This is a genomic window from Neobacillus bataviensis LMG 21833 (assembly GCF_000307875.1).
GTDB lineage: Bacteria > Bacillota > Bacilli > Bacillales > Cytobacillaceae > Neobacillus > Neobacillus bataviensis.
Genome location: NZ_AJLS01000152.1, coordinates 1 through 16,102, shown reverse-complemented (window position 1 = coordinate 16,102; position 16,102 = coordinate 1). Strand labels below are relative to the sequence as shown.

At 37.6% G+C, this 16,102-nt stretch carries 10 protein-coding genes; 5 read left to right on the top strand and 5 right to left on the bottom strand.

What is annotated here, in order from left to right; genetic code table 11:
- Positions 1–140 precede the first annotated feature (140 nt).
- Positions 141–1,274, bottom strand: a complete 1,134-nt coding sequence (gene ald / locus BABA_RS23705; RefSeq protein WP_007087806.1) for an alanine dehydrogenase — start codon at positions 1,272–1,274, stop codon at positions 141–143.
- Positions 1,275–1,401: 127 nt separating this feature from the next.
- Entirely contained in the window at positions 1,402–2,640 is a 1,239-nt protein-coding gene (locus BABA_RS23700; protein WP_007087805.1) for a PucR family transcriptional regulator, read from the bottom strand.
- 387 nt (positions 2,641–3,027) lie between these two features.
- Between BABA_RS23700 and BABA_RS23695 the strand changes: the two genes are divergently transcribed.
- From BABA_RS23695 to BABA_RS23680, 4 genes are all read left to right on the top strand, one after another.
- Positions 3,028–4,428, top strand: coding sequence for an amino acid permease (locus BABA_RS23695; RefSeq protein WP_007087804.1), 1,401 nt, complete (start codon positions 3,028–3,030; stop codon positions 4,426–4,428).
- Between the two features lie 136 nt (positions 4,429–4,564).
- A complete protein-coding gene (locus tag BABA_RS23690) occupies positions 4,565–5,377 on the top strand; it encodes a 5'-nucleotidase, lipoprotein e(P4) family (protein ID WP_007087803.1) in 813 nt (270 codons plus the stop codon).
- A gap of 160 nt (positions 5,378–5,537) precedes the next feature.
- Entirely contained in the window at positions 5,538–6,422 is an 885-nt protein-coding gene (locus BABA_RS23685) for a permease (RefSeq protein WP_007087802.1), read from the top strand.
- A gap of 12 nt (positions 6,423–6,434) precedes the next feature.
- Positions 6,435–7,283, top strand: a complete 849-nt coding sequence (locus tag BABA_RS23680) for a TIGR03943 family putative permease subunit (protein ID WP_007087801.1) — start codon at positions 6,435–6,437, stop codon at positions 7,281–7,283.
- 66 nt (positions 7,284–7,349) lie between these two features.
- Here the strand turns inward: BABA_RS23680 and BABA_RS23675 are convergent, their stop codons facing one another.
- The 3 genes from BABA_RS23675 to BABA_RS23665 all read right to left on the bottom strand — a co-directional run bounded on the left by BABA_RS23675 (position 7,350) and on the right by BABA_RS23665 (position 10,508).
- Positions 7,350–7,715 carry a hypothetical protein gene (locus tag BABA_RS23675; protein ID WP_007087800.1) on the bottom strand — a complete coding sequence of 122 codons (366 nt, stop codon included), beginning with the start codon at positions 7,713–7,715 and terminating at the stop codon, positions 7,350–7,352.
- 149 nt (positions 7,716–7,864) lie between these two features.
- A complete protein-coding gene (locus tag BABA_RS23670) occupies positions 7,865–9,121 on the bottom strand; it encodes a DUF445 domain-containing protein (RefSeq protein WP_007087799.1) in 1,257 nt (418 codons plus the stop codon).
- A 190-nt stretch (positions 9,122–9,311) separates the two neighbouring features.
- Positions 9,312–10,508, bottom strand: a complete 1,197-nt coding sequence (locus tag BABA_RS23665) for a HupE/UreJ family protein (protein WP_007087798.1) — start codon at positions 10,506–10,508, stop codon at positions 9,312–9,314.
- Positions 10,509–10,778: 270 nt separating this feature from the next.
- Between BABA_RS23665 and BABA_RS23660 the strand changes: the two genes are divergently transcribed.
- Positions 10,779–16,102 (top strand): lamin tail domain-containing protein (locus tag BABA_RS23660; RefSeq protein WP_007087797.1); only part of this gene is annotated, 5,324 nt, incomplete at its 3' end.

The window sequence follows — 16,102 nt, the reverse complement described above, 5'->3', positions numbered from 1 at the left end:
CGTAGGGCGGAGAGCGAAGGACACTAGCCGCTAGGGAGCTGGAGCTGGACAATTCTCAAAGTCAAAATTTATCCTTTCTTATCTTTCAAAAAAAGGATGTCTCCAATAGGCTTAAACCTATTGAAGACATCCTTTTAATTTTAAAGCGCAGCAAGTTCTTTTTCTAACGCATTTTCCACCGATACATAATCAAAACCAAGATCTTTTGCTACCGCTTCATAAGTGATTTCCCCATTGGCAACATTCACACCAAGCTTTAATGCAGCATTTTCTGAAATAGCTTTTACAGCACCCTTATTGGCAATCTGCAACGCATATGGAACCGTTACATTTGTTAAAGCAATTGTTGAAGTCCTTGGAACAGCACCAGGCATATTTGCAACAGAATAATGAACAACACCATGTTTTACAAATGTTGGGTTGTCATGTGTTGTGATATGATCACTAGTTTCAACAATACCGCCTTGATCAATCGCAACATCAACGATTACTGAACCCAGCTTCATTGATTTAACCATTTCTTCTGTAACAAGCTTAGGAGCTTTTGCACCTGGGATTAAGACAGCACCGATTAAAAGATCAGCTTCAGCAACTGCTTCTGCGATGTTGAATGGATTTGACATTAGAGTTTTTACTTGATTTCCAAAAATATCATCTAGTTGACGAAGTCGGTCTGCGCTCAAGTCAATAATCGTTACATCTGCGCCCAAACCGATTGCCATTTTAGCAGCGTTAATACCGACGATACCGCCACCGATAATAGTTACTTTACCGCGGTTTACCCCTGGGACACCTGCAAGCAGGATTCCTTGACCGCCGTTATTCTTTTGCAAGAACTGAGCACCAATTTGAGCAGCCATGCGCCCAGCTACTTCGCTCATTGGTGTAAGTAGTGGAAGGGTTCTGTTAACCGCGACAGTTTCATAAGCGATAGCAAGAACACCTTTCTCTTTAAGTGCTTGTGCCAATGCCGGTTCTGCAGCAAGGTGTAAATAAGTGAATAAAATTAAACCTGGGCGGAAGTATTGATATTCACTTGAAAGTGGTTCTTTTACTTTCATAATCATTTCTGATTTTGTCCAAACTTGGTCAGCGCTTTCAAGAATTTCTGCACCAGCTTTTGCGTAATCTTCGTTACTGAAACCGCTTCCAATTCCTGCCTCTTTTTCTACTAATACTGTATGACCAGCTTTTATTAACGATACGACACCTGCAGGCGTCAGCGCCACACGATTTTCATTATTTTTAATTTCTTTAGGTACCCCAATTAACATCCGTAATTCCTCCCTAAATAACTTTGTAATGTTTTGCTATGGCTAAAGTATAAAATGCAATCCACAGAAATTCTTTGTTAAGAATGGAGAAATAGTTTCATTGTTTTTGGGGATTTTCACAAAATGTTCAAATCCCCTTATATTTTTCGAGTTTTAAATCGAGATAAAGAATCATTTTTTGGTTGGGATCCTTGAAATTTACAACTCCAATTTCCGCAATACGTTTTAAGCGATAATTTAATGTATTGGCATGGACATTTAATTCTTTAGCCGCATCATTAATATTGTTATCTTGATTTAGAAACACCTCTAATGTTTCGACAAGATTACTATTATGCTTATTGTCGTAGTCATGAAGTCGTTTTAATGAGTCGTTTTCATAGTCTTGATTTCGTCTTTTTTCAAGAATGATCTCAAATAATTGATAGATCCCTAGTTTTTGATAATTGAAAATATCTTTTGTTTCTAAAGGAAATTTTTCTTTAATCGATAGCACCGCCAATGTTTCCTTATAAGCTTTGTCGATTAATTGATAATCCTTATAAATACTGCTATAAACTGGTGTGATATCAGTAATTCCGTACCGTTCATTCATTTTCCAAACAAAGCCTTGAGCGAAATGGTCTAGCTCATGAAAGGGATCAGCGATATTGGCAGTAGAAACTAATAAAATAAGTTGATTGCAATCAATTGTATAGAGCATAAATTTTAACCGTTGGCTTGTTTTTAATAGATAAGAGATTGATTGCTCCTCTTTACTTGTGATATTTTGCCGGAATTGGTATACCACTACGGCAAAAGAAGGGGCAGGAGTGATTTGCAACGATTGAAAGTTTTCTAAAATCTCCTTTTCTCCCTTTAGGTGGCCTGTTAATAGTTTCCAAAAGAATTCTTGTGAATGTTCTTCTTTCTTATTTTTCCGCGTTTGCAGCTGCAACAATTTATTTTTTACGGCATCTGCAGCCTTTTTTAGTAACTCTAACTCTTCATCTGTCAGTCTTTTATCGATTTCGATTGCCCAAATATATCCCAATACCTCATCCTGCTTCCAAATAGAGATTGCCACTCGATGGTTAAGACCTATATCATTCATATTCTTTACACGAATGGGATCACGAGTCTTTAGCAGTGCGGGAATGGTTCCCTCTTTCCACAATTGATTGATCACCTTCTCCGGCACCCTTCGACCGATAATCGTAGAAATTCTTGCCGGGTCTGTTCGTTCATCATGTGTACTGTAGGCAAGAAGGCGATGGTTTGCATCCTCAATCGTAATCGGGCATTTCAATACTTGACTAATGAGATCGGCAAACTCATCTAAACTTTCAAATGACGTTTTAAATGGATCCTGCTGTTTAGCATTCAAACTGGTAACCTCCACAAGTTATATAAATCTATTTAAGTCTAGTTTTCAAAAAACAGAAAAACCCAAAGTTGTCTTTGTTTAATTTTACAAAAAAAATCCAAAAAATTCTCGTATTTAGACAAAAAAAGAATGTTCACAATAATGTTAAAATAATTTCATCCAAAGTTCAAAAAAATAATATTTTGAACTATTCTTAATTGAAAGCGCTAACAGGACTAAAGGAGGTAGAAAAAAAGCAATAATTGTTATAGTATATAAAAATATTATTTTTATCTTAAGAAAGTTTAAAATATTATTAACCAGGTCCTTATTAGATGAGATGGGAGTTAAGAACAAATTGGTTGGTTGAGAAATTTGAAGTTTTTTAATCAAAGGGGAGATTAATAAATGAGCAACAGTACTCATGGAAAAGAACTTCATCGTGGTTTAGAGGAAAGACATATTGCTTTAATGTCATTAGGTGCTTGCATTGGTGTCGGACTATTTCTTGGCTCTGCTACAACCATTAAAATGGCAGGACCAGGGATTTTAGTTGGATATGCAGTTGCAGGTCTTATCATGTTTTTTATTATGAGAGCGCTTGGGGAAATGGCCATTCAAAATCCTGTAGCTGGTTCTTTTAGTGCATATGCCCGTGATTATTTAGGTCCGCTTGCAGGATTTATCACAGGCTGGAATTATTGGTTTTTATGGATTGTTACCTGTATGGCAGAAATCACCGCTATAGGGATTTATATGGAATATTGGTTCCCATCTATTCCACGATGGATTTGGGCACTTGCAGCATTAATCATTATGGCAACGATCAACTTCTTAGCCGTTAAGGCATATGGGGAATTAGAATTTTGGTTTGCCCTGATTAAAATTGTAACCATCTTAGCAATGATTGCTGTTGGTGCGGCCATGATCTTCTTTGGATTTGGAAATGGCGGCATTGCTACAGGGATTTCTAACCTATGGGAAAATGGAGGACTATTTCCACATGGAATGAAAGGTATTTTATTATCTTTACAAATGGTTATGTTTGCTTATTTGGGATTAGAAATGATCGGAGTTACAGCCGGTGAGGTAAAAAATCCAGAAAAATCGCTTGCCCGAGCAATTGATACAGTCTTCTGGCGAATTTTGATTTTTTATGTAGGCGCACTATTTGTAATTATGTCTATTTACCCTTGGGAAGAAATCGGGACAAAGGGGAGCCCATTTGTTTTAACGTTTGAACAAATTGGTATAAAGGGTGCAGCTGGAATTATTAACTTTGTTGTTCTAACTGCAGCACTTTCTTCCTGTAATAGTGGGATTTTTAGTACAGCCCGGATGCTATTTAATTTAGCAGAACATGGTGAGGCACCGCAGCAATTTGGCAATGTAACAAAAAGTGGGGTTCCCGGGAAAGCAGTTTTAGCATCTGCATCTGCGCTATTAATCGGAGTGGTGTTGAATTACATTGTACCCGCAAAAGTATTTACTTGGTTATCTAGTATTGCCACATTTGGTGCGATTTGGACATGGGGAATCATTCTTATATCACAGCTTAAATATCGTAAGAGCCTGAAGCCTGCGGAAGTGAAAACATTAAAATATAAGCTTCCTCTTTACCCGTTCTCATCCTATATAGCACTTGCATTTTTAGCTTTTGTTATTGGCATTATGGCCTATAGTGCTGATACAAGAATTGCGGTTATTATAGGTCCGCTTTTCATCGTCTTTTTGGTGGCGGTTTATTATATGAAGGGCTTCCATAAGCGAGCTTCAGTTGAACCGATAGAGAAACAACAAGTTAGTTAATTAAATATCACTTACATTCGAAAGCAGCGAGGTTCTATATGTAGAGCCTGCTGTTTTTTTTATTTTATTTTATCATGTAGGATTTTGCCTTTTTTCACATACTAACAATATGAAATAAAAAAGGAGGTCCACGTTTATGAAGAAGTTGACAGGGTTGTTCATGGTAGTGGTACTTTTGCTTCCGCTAAGGAGTATACCTGTTAGGGCGGAACCTGCAATAAGGCCTGCGATGAACTTATATGAGCAAAATACAATGTCCGTTCTTTGGTACCAAAAATCTGCGGAAGCAAAGGCATTATACTACCAGGGTTATTATATAGGAAAAATGAGATTGGATGAGATCCTTAGTAAATGGCCGAAAAATAAAGATTTAAAGCCTGCGATTGTTCTTGATATTGACGAGACAATCCTTGATAATAGTCCCCATCTTGCATGGTTTGTGCTTAATGGACAAGGTAAACCATTCACGTGGAGGGAATGGTTTAGCAGGGGCGCAGCTAGTGCCTTACCTGGAGCAGTTGAGTTTTTACAATATGCAGATTCTAAGGGGGTTGCGATTTATTACATATCCAACCGCAAAGAAGCTCAAAAAGAGGCGACAATGAAAAATTTACAAAGTGTTGGTGCACCCCAAGTGGGCGCAGATCATGTTTTATTAAAACAGCCAGGTGAAAAAGGCAAAGAAACTCGGCGGATGAAAGTCGCAAAGACACATGAAATTGTTTTGTTATTTGGTGATAACTTAGGGGACTTTAGCGGCTTCGATCAGTTATCAGTTTCCGGAAGACTTCAAGCTGTTGATAATTCTAAAGAAGAATTCGGCAAAAAACTAATCGTGTTCCCTAACCCTATGTATGGGGATTGGGAAGGTGCAATATATAACTACAATTACAGAAAATCAGTTGAGGAAAAAGCGAAGCTGCGAAAGCAATACTTAGAAAAGGACTAACGATGATTCAAACGCCGCCGCCATTAATTGGTCGGTGGCGTGTTCAATTTCTGAGGCTTAAAGGAATAATATTCTTGTTTATCCCATATTTATCGTTGGACGAAATATTAGAATGAGAGTATAGTAGTTTCCATGAGTTTTGTGATATAGGAGGACTACTATGTTTGGTATGTCATTACCGCAATCTTTTTTACAGATGAATACCATTTTTATTTCAATCCTTATTGAAGCCTTACCTTTTGTCACTTTGGGAGTTTTAATTTCAGGAATTATTCAAATCTTTGTTACTGAAGAAATGATTGCAAAAATTATGCCGAAGAATCGTATTCTTGCAGTGGTTTTTGCAAGTTTTTTAGGTATATTGTTTCCATCCTGTGAATGCGGAATTGTTCCGATTGTTAGCCGTCTCGTATCAAAAGGTGTGCCTATTTCCGCTGGTATAGCCTTTATGCTGACGGCTCCGATTATCAATCCAGTTGTATTATTTGCAACCTTTATCGCTTTTGGAAGCGACTGGAAAATGGCGATTTATCGGGGGATTGGTGCTATTATAGTGGCGATTGTAACAGGGGTATTTATTGCTTATCGATATAAAGGGAACCCCTTCAAAGAAAATTATCATCACCATCATCAGCATGAAAAGGCTACTTTTTGGAAGAAAGTGTGGCGTACACTTGAGCATGCCGTAGAAGAATTTTTCTCAATGGGAAAATATCTAGTAATTGGTTCTCTCATCGCTGCTGCTGTGCAAACATATGTTAAAACGTCGATTCTGGTTTCAATTGGACAAGGGCCGGCATCGTCTTCTTTGGTAATGATGGCATTGTCGTTTATTCTTTCCTTATGTTCGGAAGCAGATGCGTTTATCGGATCTTCTTTTAGAACAACATTTTCAACCGGTTCACTATTAGCGTTTCTTATTTTTGGCCCAATGGTGGATATCAAGAATTTAATGATGATGCTTGCAACATTTAAAAAACGACTTGTATTTATGATTGTTATTGCTACTTTTGTACTTGTTTTTGGATACTCTTTACTGTTTTAAGGAGTTGTTACGATGATAAGAAGTTTAATCCTAATTGGCTTTACGTATTTAATTTTTCACTTGCATATTACCGGAGATATAAATAAATATATTAATATGAAATATTCTTACCTATCAGCAACTGCTGGCTATGCCTTGCTCGTGTTAACGATTGTCCAAATTCTGATGCTGAATAAAGATTCTTCAAAAGATGGAGGATGTGATCATGATCATTGTGGTCATAATCATTCAAAGGATAACAAATGGTATAAAAAGTTGTATGTGTACCCAATTTTAGCTTTTCCGATTATTTCTGGTTTATTTTTTCCCATCGCGACGTTAGATTCTAATATTGTGAAAGCAAAGGGTTTTCATTTCCCAATCTATGATGAGAGTGAAGGAGACTCCTTTATGCAGCAGCAATTTCTTCGTCCGGATACAAGTGTATATTACGGAAAAGATGATTATGATTCATTAATGAAAAAGGAAAAGAAAAAGTACGTTAATCAAAGTATGATTACCTTAAATGACCAAAATTACCTAAAAGGAATGGAAACAATTTATAATTTTCCAGGTGATTTTCTAGGAAAAGAAATTGAATTTAAAGGGTTTGTCTTCAATGATAAGGAAACTATTGATAAAAATCAGCTTTTTATCTTTCGATTTGGGGTAATTCACTGTATTGCTGATTCTGGCGTCTTTGGAATGCTTGTTGATATGCCTGATGGTACGAAATTGAAAAATGATGAGTGGGTAACGGTGAAAGGGAAAATCTCCACGATTTATTATCAACCATTTAAAACGAATATTCCCTATTTAAAAGTCGAAGAGTGGTCAACAACAGGTGCTCCAAAAGAACAATACGTGTTTAGGGGATATTAAAAGACACCCATGGTGGGTGTCTTTTAAATTGAGAAGGATTTAATCACGATATAAAATAAGGACAGATTAGCTTTTTACATTTTTAAAGATGTTTATAGCAAAGACTATAATACCTAAAACCATCAAAGTACCACCAGTAGCAACCGCAGGACCGGCCTTTTCCATTCCTGATACAAGGCAAGCGAGTCCAATCATCATGATAGGAAGGGAAATATTATGAAGCCAGAAGTGAACCTTTGCAAGTGTCGTTGCAGCGGCATTTGGAAAGCCGACATAGATAAGTCCAGCGACCGCCATCGACATAAAGCCTAATAAGTTAATATGAACATGAACGGGTGTGAAGGTGAATTTTTCTGTCATTGACATATACATACCGATGCAAACTCCAATGACAAAATACACAACAGAAATTTTAATAAACTTAACTGCCATTTTTCTTCCCCCTTTTTGATCTAAAAATAGTGACTACAGTACTAAATATGAGGGAATATTCTGAAAAAGAACCTGGTTTTTAATGGACAATACATGATTTTTTTCCTACGAAATTCAAAAAGAGCCGCTATCAAGTAGCGACCCCATATTTATATAATAGCTTTAATCCCCACTAAAATAAGCCCAATTAAAAATCCGCAAACGGCTCCATTGACGCGAATCCATTGTAGGTCTTTACCCACATTCGTTTCAACCATGTGAATGAGGGTTTTATCATCTAATTTCTCCAAATTTTCCTCGACAAGTTTCCCAATCCTTGAATGATTTTTATCAATAAAACTGGAGATATGATGCTTAATCCATGTTTCTAAAGATTTAACTTTTTCAGAATCTGCTTTAAGATTTTCTAGTCCGTCATTGATCATAGGAAGAATGAAATCTTCCAAGAAACTTGGATTTTCGACTAAATCATATGCTTTTTGCTGCAATTGCTCGAGAAAAGAGAGTATTTGTTCTTCAGGTTCCCATTTAGTAATCAAATGGGTTTTTAATTGACTAAGTTCTTCGTAAATTTTCTCATCATTTTTGATTGCTTGCAGCTTTTTGTGAATATGAATCATTAACGTTTGCCTATTTTGATTAAAAGGATCGCGGTAGCTAGCCACCCCTTTTAGAATGAGACTTTGAATAATATTACCAAGCTTTTCTTCGTTCACAAGATTACTAAATGATTTTAATGCAAATTGCATAAACCCATCTGCTTTAATATTTTCCACAGCATCAACGGCTAAACCGCCAAGTTTAAACTTCGTACTATCCTTTTCGGCCCATTCATTAATTTCTTTCAGAATGTAATCAAGTGTTTTTTCATCGTATTTCCTATCCATGACTTGATCAACCATCACTGGCAGGTAATTATTAGTATTTAATTTGTTCAGCTGTGATTTTAATTCTTCTTCAATTATAGGAGCAATTCTTTTTGTATCCACTGTTTTAATCAAATGTTGAATAAGGAGGATAAAGTTTTTTTGAACTGCTTTTGAATATAATTCCTTATCAACGATTTCAAATAGCTTTTTAGAAAAATTGATTGTATCAATTTTTTTTCGAATACTCTCTTTAGTCAACCAATCATTTTCCAACATTGAGATAATCCCTGCGATAATTCTCTTTCGATTCTTTGGCAACAATGCCGTATGGGGGATTGGAATACCCAATGGGTGCCGAAATAAGGCAGTTACCGCAAACCAATCTGCAAGCCCCCCCACAAGACCAGCTTCAAATCCTCCCTGCAGGATGATTCCCCAAAGTGAATCCCGTATGGGCAAAGTTGCCAGAAATCCGATTGCCATGACCGCAAGAGAAATCGTCGCTAAATGCTGCGATTTATTCTTTTGTTTTAACATCTTTGTACCCCTTATTTTTGAAAAATTATATTATTATCTCTTGATATTATCTCATTTTAACAAAAAATAAAGCAATTTATAAAACAATATAGATAAATTACCTATAACAGGGTCCCATTATAAAACTAAAAAAGAAGGATCCTGCTCATTTGAGAGGCCCTTCTCGCATTTCATATATAAGGTAAATTCTTTAAGATACTAGTCGTTCGATTAACCAAATAGCGCCTAATAGAAAAGCAAAAAACGAAATAGAAACGATAGCCTTTCTAGAGTACTTTGATCGATACAATATTGTTAGAAGTGGTAAAAGCAGGATGACGATTGCTAATTGAATGATTTCAATTCCAATATTAAAACTAGCTAAATCGATAGCTAATGCACTTTTAGGGATATTCATTTCTTTTAAAATATCGGCAAAGCCCATCCCGTGAATAAGACCGAAAACAAAAGTTAAGGCCCACCGATAGTTAATTTTTTTGCGGAATATATTTTCCAATGATACATAACAAATGCTTAAAGCGATAGCTGGTTCCACAAAACCTGCAGGTATGTTGATTATGCCTATGACTGTAAGCGTTAATGTTATACTGTGTGCAATTGTAAAAGCAGTAATCGTTGCTGCAATCTGCTTGAATGTTTGTCTAGCGATTAGTAGTGATAGTAGAAACAATAAGTGATCATAACCTGTAAGAATATGATTCATCCCTAATTTTAGAAATGAAAACCAGGAAGATGAAGTGGTGGTTTTGACGGGATGAGCTTTCTCTGTTTGTTTTGGTTCGGTAGATGGCTGAACCGCTTCCCCTTCTCCTGATTGCTGTTCTTGCTGCATTTCCGTTATTAACATTGTCCAGGTCCGATTTTTCCCTTCTAAAGCTGCTTCGCTTTTTTCACCCAGATATGATGCAGAGATGAGATTGACGTAATTTGTGCCCGTATCATTATAATAGAATCCATCATTAAAAACTAATGTCTCACCAGGTGCAAACGCTGGGAATGACATGGTGATTGAAAGAAATTCTTTGTTTTCCTTTTTGACAATTTTCATTTTTTTGATATTTGGTGATTGTTCCATATTGCCCTTATCTAATGTAAGGCCTTCAGTGATTAATTCTTCTAAATGGTGGGCATTCTCTTTGATTTCTGTCTGATCAAGAATATAGTTTTTGTTTTTATCAACAGTGGGTATTAACTCTAAAACCGATAAAGTATCCAGTGAAAAAACAACTTCTGTATTTTTATTATCCATTGTTATTTTTGTATAACTAACACTGTAAGCATGTGCGGATGTACTGTGGGGAAATGAAATACAGGTAAAGAGAATAATTGATAGCAACAGCAAGGTTAGATGTCTGACTTTTGGTCGAATTTTGTTGAATATCGACATATTGGAGCTCCTCCTAAATATTATGTTAATATAATTTCCTGAATATAACAAAAATAATCAAAAATCCATTTCCTCTTTATATAATCATACTTTGAACATATATGTATACAGCTAATTAATTAGCAATCAAATATTTATATAATAATTTACAAAAAATTAATATCATAAATTCTAAAAATTTTGTAGAATGATAGAGTGATAGAAATCACTACACGATAGGTGGAAATACTTATCGTTGTGTAAATCAGAGAAGAAAAGGGTGGTAGATGGATGAGCTTAACCAATCGAAGGTTCAAGCGTATGACAAGTATGATCATGGCGGCTCTATTATTGCTTAGCACATTTTTGCCAAGTGGATTAATAGGCAAAGCCTATGCGGAGCAAGCAGATCACATTGTAATTTCCCAAGTGTATGGTGGTGGTGGAAACAAGGACGCCACATACTCTAACGATTTTATTGAGCTTTATAATCCTACTAATCAGGATGTTGATTTAAAAGATTGGTCAGTACAATATGCTAGCACTAAAGGTAACACATGGAAGTCTACTTCCATAATTGGTGATAAAACAACTATAAAAGCACACGGCTATTTTTTGATTCAAGGAGCTGCTGGTACTACTGTTAAGGATAAACCGTTACCAGAAGCTGATGTAGTAGGTGGAATTGATTTAGGGGGTTCAGCAGGTAAAGTTGCTTTAGTCTCAGATTCTACTTTATTAACAGGGTCAAAACCTCAAAATGTAGTTGATTTTGTTGGATATGGAACAGGAACAGATGCATATGAAGGAAATGTCGGGCCTACACCTGCTGTATCTAATACAACAAGTGCTCAACGTAGACCGTATTCAAACGTAGCCCCTGCTCCCGGCAAAGGGAATGCTTGGGATACTGATGACAACGCAGCAGATTTTGTAGCAGCAACTCCAGTCCCAAGAAACTCTGCAAGCCCAGCGGAAACTCCAATGGTTCCAGTCACGAGCTTACAGGTCAAAGGAACAAACATTCAATTTACGCAAAACAGCAATGATATAAAAGTAGTCGGTCAAGCGAATGCAGCTGAACCTGGCTCGATAATTAAGGTTTATGAAACCGCCTCCAAAGGGACGGCGCTTGGAACGGACACTGCCGGAGCAGATGGTTCATTTTCGATTAGTTTCACCTCTGTTAAAGCATTATCATCCGTATATGTTACGGCCAAGCAAGGCGAATTAGATGAAAGTGCAGCGATTCAAATTAGTGTAGCAGCACCAAGCGCAGTAATCGCTCAAGATAAATTAAGCTATAGTATTAATAATGGCACAGGCACATTAATCGGCAGTGCATCCACTGCAGCAGCAGGTGCCATCGTGAATGTCTATCCGAACGTTAATGCGAATGCTAGTGAGAAATTATCAACCGTTACAGCGGGAATAGCAGGAGATTTTACGACAACAATCAAAAGTGCTCCAGATACCGTTTATGTAACACAGATTACGACTAGCCCTAAAGGAATTATGTTGGAAAGTGTTCCTGTTTCCGTGACAAAAGCGGATACAGCGACGATTTCCACTATTGCTGATGTTCGTAAGTCTGACGATAAAGGACAAGCTGTGAACTTAAATAAATTTTTCACAGTTGAAGGGGTTGCGACTGTTGACAACCAAATCCTTGGAACACAGAAGCAAAACTACTATATTCAAGACGGAACAGCAGGAATCAATATTTTTGGTAACTTAGATACGCCGTTTAAGACACTTAAAGGCGATAAAGTCCGTGTAACAGGTAAGGTTTTACAATACAATGGCTTAGTAGAATTAGAAGCGACAGCTATTGTGAAATTAAGTGAAGGCAATCCAATCCCGGCTCTGAAAACACTGACGATTATGGATTTAAATACGTATGCAACAGCAGAGCCGCTGGAAGGAAGTCTTGTTTCTGTCACTGGTAAGGTTTCAGCTGTAGCGAGTACACCGCCAAACTGGAACGTAACCTTTGTTGACGAAAATAATAAAGCAACGACATTGCGCGTTATGGCGACAACTGGAATCGTTCCAGATAACGACCTTGTGACTGGAAAAAGCTATACCGTTACAGGTGTATTAGGTCAATATACAACCAATGCTTCAGCAACAAACGGGTACCAATTGTATCCACGTGATCCTAAGGATATTTCACCAATTCTAGCGATTACTCATACAGCGATTAAAGAAGTTTACAAAGGAACAAGCCTAGAATTTGCTGCAAATGCCGATGGAGCAGAGTCAGTTACTGCTTTTTACCGCGCAGCTGGAGCGACAGAATACACAGCATTACCTATGGTAAAGGGCAGTGAAGGCCGTTACACGGTAACATTGCCAGCAGCTGATGTACCGCAAAAAGGCTTCGAGTATTATATTGAAGCAAAAGCTGGTACGCAAACCAAAACAGCTGGAACAAGTGAAATTCCATATGCCGTTACATTAATTGAAGATACCTTTGGACCAACTATCAATGGGGAAACCCCACAGGATGGTACAAAAGTTGAAAGTCCAACACCTGAAATTTCAGCATTAATTGATGATCCAAGCGGTGTCGATGAAACAACCGTACAATTGTGGCTGGACGATCAAGAGTTAAAAGCACCGAATGCAGTCATTAGTAAAACACAAGTAAAATATACACCTGAAAAAGAGCTTACACTTGGAAAGCACACTGTGAAGGTAATTGCTAAAGACGTTCTAGGCAACGGTTCTGAAAAACAATGGACATTCGAAGTTGTACCGCGCTTTACAGGTGGAAATCATTACCGCGGTACAACACATAACCACACAAATATTTCTCACGATGCTGCTGGTACGCCAGAAGATGCATTAAAAGCTGGTAAAGCCCACCATTATGATTGGTTTGCTTTCTCTGATCACTCACATGATATTGACCCTGAAAAATTGGGTACAGATACTGTTGATCACGGCGGTATGCAGGAACGTACGGGTGGCGACCAATGGCAGTTAACAAAAGATTTAGCAAAGCAATACACCAAAAATGGTGATTATGTTGTCTTCCCTGCATTTGAAATGACTTCAACAACATGGGGACACTCAAATATTTTTGGAACAGATAACTTCATTGATCGAAATATTAATGGAAAGCAATATCAAGATTTAAACAAGTACTATGCATGGGTTATGACTTACGATGATATCGTCGGCCAATTTAACCATCCAGATATGTCTGCAAATGCATTTAATAACTTTAAGCCTTACAATAAAGATTTAGACAAGTTATTTACAATGTTAGAAGTTGGTAATGGTTCAGGTCACTATGGTTATGCCAATGCGGAAGGTAAATTCTTCTCGGCCTTAGACTTAGGCTGGCATGTAGCTCCTACTTATGGGGAAGACAACCACGATGGCACATGGGGTCAAACGAACGCTCGTACTGTTATCGTTTCGGACGATCTTTCACAAGATTCCTTAATGCACGCAATGCGGAATATGCGGGTGTATATGGAAGAAGATCCAAACTTTAAGTTAGATGTATTAGCAAATGGCTATTATATGGGTTCAACCGTTGATAACAAAACATTAAAATTTGACATTAAAGGGAGCGACGATGTTGCTGAAGATCGCAATAGCCCTGAATATAGCTATCTTTCGAAAAGCTATAAATCTGATGATCGAATTGCCAAGGTTGAATTGATCTCAAATAATGGTAAGGTTGTTGACTCGATTTCACCAATGACAAAAGATTTTAAATGGAATCCAACGTATACTGTAACAGGCGGACAGCAATGGTTTGTCGTTAAAGTTACACAAATGGATGGCGAAAGAATTTATTCTTCACCAATTTGGTCAAAAGAAGAATCTGTTGATGTAAAAGTAAACGGTATTGATATTGACGGAGGCGTTATTATTGGCGGAAACCCAGCTAAATTAACAGCAACAGTTGCCAATAACGGTATGGAAGCCATCAAGAATCTGAAAGTAGACTTCTATTACGATGAAGTGAAGCCTGAGAATTTGATAGGAACCAATAATATTTCATCGATTCTATCGAAGGGCTCAGCCGGTGCAACAACTACATGGGCAAATCCATTGAAAGGCGACCATCAGCTTATAGTTGTAGTGACTTCGACGGATGGTCTCGATATTGGAAATGTGAAGTATACGATACCAGTAAAAATTAAAGAGCCGCTTGGAGTAACAGTTTTAATTGATGCGGCGCATGGCAATGAAAATACAAGTGCTGACAGCGGTACGTATAAGGATAACTTAAAAGCCTTTATACTAATGCTTCAAAAAGAAGGCTACACAGTTACCGAAAATAAAGCTGTCCTATCAGACGAAGTATTAAGCAGTGTAAAAGTATTAGTATTAACACATGCAAGAACAGCATTATCAGCTACTGAAAGAGATGCAGTTTCTAAATTCGTAAAAAATGGAGGTTCTTTATTAATGGCTGGAAAGAGTAATAATGGCTCTACAGATCCAACCATTAATAATGCATTATTAAGTGATATTGGAACGGCAATTCGAATGGGGAATGACGGTGTATTTGATGACAGCAAGACTGGAAACTTCTGGGGTGATCCAAAGGTTAGCCCATATGCAGTCAGATTACATCCTGGATTAGTTTCCAATTATATTACCGACCGCGTTTCGTTTATCGATTATTACAGCGGAACAAGTCTTTCTGGGGCTGACAATCAGCCGCTTTTAGCAAGTGGTAAGGTGACAATCCTTGCAAAAGGAAATGAAACAACGTATCAAGGTAACATTAAAGGCGGTTACACCTATGATGCTGTATCCGATGAAACTGGCGGTTCAGCGATTCCTTTAATCGCTTCTGAAGAAATTGGTGAGAATGGCCGTGTCGTTGTTTCCGGTATGAACATCTTCAACGACAAACAAATGGATGAGTCATTTGAACCAAAAGGAAATGACGAGTTTACTATAAATGCAATAAACTGGTTAGCACATCGTGAAATGAAAGTAGCGAAAATCGCCGATGTCCGAAAACTAGCGGATGATACGAATGTCGTAGTAGAAGGAACAGTAACAACCGGTGCCGGTGTGTTCTTTGATGCCTTCTATCTACAAGATGATACGAGCGGAATTATGGCCTTCCTTGAAGTTCCGGATGGTTCTTTGAAAGCTGGCGATAAGGTTCGTGTCTATGGACACATCAAGACGTATGAAAATAACAAAGAGTTAGAGTTTACTAGCTTTGCAAAAGATGTAATTAAACTAGAAAAAGGTGAACCTGTCCAACCGAAGCAGGTCGCGACTGGCGAAGCAACTTCTGCTACAAATCAAGGTCTACTTGTTAAGGTAAAAGGAACAGTTGTTTCGAAGTATGACGAGAACTCTTATGTGATTGATGATGGTTCCGGTCCGACATTAGTATTTACAGATGGCTATATTGCAAAACAAAATGGGCCTGTTCCTAGCCTTAATGTTGGTGACACTTTAGAGGCAGTTGGGCTTTCAGGAAAATTCGCTGAAGGTGATCGAATTCGTGTAAGAAATACGATAGAACTAATAGGGACTATAAACACGGATTCAAATGGACAACCAGGAGATAACAATGGTGGAGATGGCGGCACGAAGCCAGGAGATAACAATGGTGGAAATGG

What these genes read in the sequence shown, in the direction of transcription:
- BABA_RS23690 (WP_007087803.1), top strand. Translation starts at nt 4,565, where the DNA reads ATGAAGAAGTTGACAGGGTTGTTCATGGTAGTGGTACTTTTGCTTCCG.
- BABA_RS23680 (WP_007087801.1), top strand. Translation starts at nt 6,435, where the DNA reads ATGATAAGAAGTTTAATCCTAATTGGCTTTACGTATTTAATTTTTCAC.
- ald (WP_007087806.1), bottom strand. Translation starts at nt 1,274, where the DNA reads ATGTTAATTGGGGTACCTAAAGAAATTAAAAATAATGAAAATCGTGTG.
- BABA_RS23675 (WP_007087800.1), bottom strand. Translation starts at nt 7,715, where the DNA reads ATGGCAGTTAAGTTTATTAAAATTTCTGTTGTGTATTTTGTCATTGGA.
- BABA_RS23695 (WP_007087804.1), top strand. Translation starts at nt 3,028, where the DNA reads ATGAGCAACAGTACTCATGGAAAAGAACTTCATCGTGGTTTAGAGGAA.
- BABA_RS23685 (WP_007087802.1), top strand. Translation starts at nt 5,538, where the DNA reads ATGTTTGGTATGTCATTACCGCAATCTTTTTTACAGATGAATACCATT.
- BABA_RS23670 (WP_007087799.1), bottom strand. Translation starts at nt 9,121, where the DNA reads ATGTTAAAACAAAAGAATAAATCGCAGCATTTAGCGACGATTTCTCTT.
- BABA_RS23665 (WP_007087798.1), bottom strand. Translation starts at nt 10,508, where the DNA reads ATGTCGATATTCAACAAAATTCGACCAAAAGTCAGACATCTAACCTTG.